The sequence below is a fragment of the Bradyrhizobium sp. P2_E8 genome, from assembly GCF_056403875.1.
Window position 1 is genome coordinate 1 of the sequence record NZ_JBFUES010000635.1, and the last position, 4529, is coordinate 4529.

The window sequence follows — 4529 nt, forward strand, 5'->3', positions numbered from 1 at the left end:
GCTCAGGGCGCCGTACGTCTTGTAGGCGAGCTTCATCGAGGGGAAGATGGCTCCGGACTGGAGCGTGACGTCGCCGGCCTCGAAGATCTCGTAGTCGCGCTGCGCCGTCATGGGACGAACTCCCGCTCACGCGGCCGCAGAACGCGCCGCTGAAATGGCGATGCATCGATCATGCCGGGCCGTTCACGCATCATTGCGCCACGCTTAATAACTGTACAAATAGTACATATATTAGCGGGCGGCAAGATAAATCTGGTTGGCTCGCCGGCTCAGGCGATGGCTGCCAGATAGCGCGCGACAGACGCCGCGAACGCGGCCCTGGCCCCGGTGGCGATGTTGCGCCCCCACCAGGCGCCATAGATGCGATCGAAGGCGAAGGGCTCGACAACGCCGGCGATCCGCCGCACCGCGGCGGCATTGAGCGGCATGTAGTTCGGGTAGGAGTACATGAAGCTGACGAAGCGGCGGTCCATCGTCACCTGCGCGATGTCGCCGGTGAGCAGCGCCCCCTTGCCGTCCGCACCCTGCCGCCAGTGCAGCATGGTCGCACCGGCGAAATGGCCGCCGCTGCGCAGCAGCACTAGGTCGTCGGAGATGCGATGGCTGTCGCCGGTCCAGTGCACGATCGACGCGTGCGGTCGCGTCACCCATTCGCGGTCATCCGCGTGCAGATAAACCGGGATACCGCCGAAAGCCTCGCTCCAGTCGGCGAGCGCGCCATAATAATGCGGATGCGAGATCGCGATCGCCTTCAGTCCGCCGAGCGAGYGCACATGCGCGATCGCCTCCGGCGTTGCCAGCGGCACGCAGTCCCACATCACGCAGCCGTCTGCGAGCGGCACGAGCAGGGCGCGCTGACCGATGGCGAAGCTCGGCTCGAGTGCAAGGCCGCTCAGGCCGAGATCGTCGCGCCAGACGACGCCGTGGCGTTCCGCCAACGCCTCGCGGGTGAGGAAGGTTTGGCCTTTCCAGCCGACGAATTGCCGTTCGTCCTCGCAGACCGGACAGGACGCGGGCGGATCGCCGCTGGCCGGGAATTGCGCGCCGCAGGTTTCGCAGGTCCAGAGGGGCATGGCCAGGATCCGAAAGAGGCCGGGACGGAGGGACGTGACATCGCCCCACGGGGCAAGTGGGGAGGAACCAACGTTGTCAACGCAGGTTACGTTCTGGTCCATGCCGGCGCAATTGCCCGGCCTTCACGATCAGTTTTGCGCGAGCCCCATCGATCGGCAGGAACACGTTCAGCGTCTCGATGACATCGCGCCCCTCCCCACCCCGCATCTGGCCGCTGTTTGCACTCAACTTCTTCATGGCCGACATGCAGTCGGGCATTGGGCCGTTCGTCGGCGTATTCCTCCAGGAACGTGGCTGGGCGAGCGGATTGATCGGCACCGCCATGACGATCGGCAATGTCGCGGGCATGCTGATCACGACGCCGATCGGCGGCTTCATCGATTCCAGCCGCAACAAGCGCCTGTGGGTCGTCATTCCCGGCATCTGCGTCGTTCTTGCATCCGCGCTCATCCTGATCTCGCAGAATTTCTGGGCGGTGACCTTCTCGCAAGTCGCGCAATCGATCGCGAGCGCCGCTATCGTGCCGGCGGTAACAGGCATCACGCTCGGCATCGCCAGGCAAAAGGGCTTCAATGCGCTGAACGGCCGCAACCAGGCGTTCAACCATGCCGGCAACATGGTGGGCGCCGCACTGTCGGGCTATCTCGGCTACAGATTCGGTTACGTCTCCGTGTTCGCGCTGGCGGCCCTGTTCGGGGTCATCGCGATCGCCTGCGTGCTGATGATCCCGGCGAAAACGATCGACGATCGCGCCGCGCGCGGCTGCAAGGAGGACGATCCGGACAGCGCGCCTGACGCGCTCACGATGCTGCTCAAGCACAGGCCGCTGCTCGTGCTGGCGCTGGCGCTCGCTCTGTTCCATCTCGGCAACGCCGCCATCGTGCCGCTCTATGGACTTGCGGCGGTGGCCGAGGGCCAGGCCAACGGTCCGAGCTTCGTCGCGACCACTATCGTGATCGCACAGGGCGTGATGATCGTGACGTCGTTGATCGCGATGCAGGCGGCAAGCAAGCGCAACTATTGGCCGATTATTCTCGTCTCCTTCATGTTCCTGCCGGTCCGCGGCGTCCTCGCCTTCTTCGTCACGGGATGGTGGGGCGTCGTGCCGATGCAGGTGCTCGACGGCATCGGCACCGGGCTCCAGACGGTTGCCGTCCCCGGCATGGTCGCCCGCTCGCTCAACGGCACCGGCCGCATCAATCTCGGCCAGGGTGCCGTCATCACGGTGCAGGGCGTCGGCGCAAGCCTGAGCCCCGCGCTCGGCGGCTGGATCGCGGAGTGGATCGGCTACGCCCCGACCTTCCTGCTGCTCGGCGGATTCGGCCTCGCTTCGATGGCGCTGTGGCTCGCGTTCGGGGCTGCGGTGAAGAAGTATTGAGGCCAGCCGCCGGACGGACGCCACAGCGCCAACTGCTTTTACGATCCGGGCATGCCAGGCTGCGGCACCTGGTCGCGGTCTCAATGCGTCATCGCGAGTGGCTTTTCACGCAATCCGGCGCTTTTGCCGCTTGCGGCGCATCGGCCCGAAGATACAACCTGCGACATATCGCAACGAACTTTTCCTTCTCGATCGATGACCCAGCCTCAACTCTCGTTCGATGGCGACCCGAACGGCCAGGCCTATGAGAGATGGCGCGAGCAGTTTTGCCGCCAGGTGGCGAACGTCGATTTCGTGCCGGTCGGGGAAGGACGTGTTCACCGGACCATTGCGCCGGCCATTCTTCCACGCCTCAGACTCTCGGCCTCGTTCGGCACGCCGCTGTCTTTCGTGTCACTGGGGACGAACGACGAATTGGTGATCACGATGTCGCCGAATTCGGCGTTGAGCGGGACCATGGGAAAACGCCCGCTGGAGATCGCCGCGGGCGACATCACGATCGGCGATCCCTCGATCAAGGGCGCCCACATCACCCAGACGGCCTACGGAAATTTCCAGACCGCGCTGCTGCCGCGCAAGGCGCTGCTGCGCGCGTGCCCGAATGCCGAAGACCTGATCGCGCAGTCGATCCCCGGCGCCAATCCGATCACGTCGATGTACCTGCGATATTACGATCTCGCGCATGCCTATGCCGACAAGCTCGCGCCCGCGGAGCTCGACGCCGTCTCTCAGCATTTGTTCGACCTCGCCGTGCTGATGATCGGAGCGCGCGGCGATGTCGCCGAGGAAGCGCGCATGCGTGGCTTTGCGGCGGCGCGTTTCGAAACCCTCAAATCCGACATCCTGATGCAGCTGGGCAACCCCGCGCTGTCGCTCACCGATCTTGCGGCCGCGCACCGGGTCAGCCCGCGCACGATCCAGTTGCTGTTCGAGCAGGCCGGCATCACCTACAGCGGATTCGTGCTGGAGCAGCGATTGCTGCGCGCCGAGCGGCTGCTTCGAAATCCAAATTTGCGCACGCGCAAGATCATCGAGATCGCGCATCTTGCCGGATTTCACGACGTCTCCTACTTCCATCGCGCGTTTCGCCGCCGCTTCGGACGGACACCGGACGATGTCAGGAAGCTGGCCGGCGACGTCGGCTAGACGACGCCGCGGTGCTGCCGCGACGACTGCTCGAGCCGAGCCGGGACGTCACCACTTCGCCCGCCCTCACGTCCCGAAATTCTTCTGGATCGCCTTGTCGAGCGTCTCGCCGCCGACGAAGCGCTGGCGCAGCTCGCGCTTGAGCAGCTTGCCGCTCGGGTTCTTGGGCAGCGCGTCGACGAAGATGACCCGCTTGGGCACCTTGAAATGCGCCATCTGGCCGGCGCAGTGCTTGATCACGGACTCCTCGTCGAGCTTCTCGCCGCTCTTGACCACGACGATCGCAGTGACCGCCTCGATCCAGCGCGGATCGGGCAGGCCGACGACGGCGACCTCGGACACCGCCGGGATGCGGTAGACCATCTCCTCGACCTCGCGGCTCGCGACATTCTCGCCGCCGGTCTTGATCATGTCCTTGACGCGGTCGACCACGGTGATGTGGCCCTCTTCATCGACGGTGGCGAGATCGCCGGAGTGAAACCAGCCGCCGGAGAACGCCGCCGCGGTCTTGACGGGATCGTTGTAATAGCCGGACAACAGGTGCGGCGAGCGGTGCACGATCTCGCCGACCTCGCCGACCCTGACGTCCTCCATCGCGGTATTGACCACACGCGTCTCGACGTTCAGCACCGGCTTGCCGGCCGAGCCGGCCTTGCGCAGCTGGTCCTCCGGGCGCAGCACGGTCGCGAGCGGCGCGATCTCGGTCTGGCCGTAGAAGTTCCAGAACTTGACGTTGGGCAGACGGCGCTGCAGCTCCAGCAGCACCTCGACCGGCATGATCGAGGCGCCGTAATAACCCTTCTGCAGCGTCGACAGATCGGTCTTGTCGAAATTGGGCGAGCGCATCATCGCGATCCAGATCGTCGGCGGCGCGAAGAAGGACGTGATCCCGTGCGCCTGGATCAGGGCCAGGATGTTGTCGGCGGTCGGC

At 65.2% G+C, this 4529-nt stretch carries 5 protein-coding genes; 2 read left to right on the plus strand and 3 right to left on the minus strand.

The genetic code is table 11. The annotated features are described in order from the left end of the window. Window positions 1-269: 269 nt before the first annotated feature. Window positions 270-1073 (minus strand): MBL fold metallo-hydrolase, encoded by an 804-nt coding sequence (locus AC1D00_RS28400; RefSeq protein WP_477012939.1) that lies wholly within the window; start codon window positions 1071-1073, stop codon window positions 270-272. Window positions 1074-1149: 76 nt separating this feature from the next. Beyond that, complete coding sequence (locus tag AC1D00_RS28405) at window positions 1150-1311, minus strand: hypothetical protein (RefSeq protein WP_477012943.1); 162 nt, start codon at window positions 1309-1311, stop codon at window positions 1150-1152. On the opposite strand from AC1D00_RS28405, the gene AC1D00_RS28410 reads away from it, so the two are divergent. Together AC1D00_RS28410 and AC1D00_RS28415 are read left to right on the plus strand one after the other, a co-directional pair. Beyond that, window positions 1253-2452: an MFS transporter gene (locus AC1D00_RS28410; RefSeq protein ID WP_477012940.1), complete on the plus strand. Its 1200-nt coding sequence runs from the start codon at window positions 1253-1255 to the stop codon at window positions 2450-2452. The genes AC1D00_RS28405 and AC1D00_RS28410 overlap by 59 nt on opposite strands. Window positions 2453-2647: 195 nt before the next feature. Beyond that, window positions 2648-3598 carry a helix-turn-helix transcriptional regulator gene (locus AC1D00_RS28415; protein WP_477012941.1) on the plus strand — a complete coding sequence of 317 codons (951 nt, stop codon included), beginning with the start codon at window positions 2648-2650 and terminating at the stop codon, window positions 3596-3598. 66 nt (window positions 3599-3664) lie between these two features. Here the strand turns inward: AC1D00_RS28415 and AC1D00_RS28420 are convergent. Then, a partial coding sequence (locus AC1D00_RS28420; RefSeq protein ID WP_477012942.1) for an AMP-binding protein occupies window positions 3665-4529 on the minus strand: 865 nt, incomplete at its 5' end.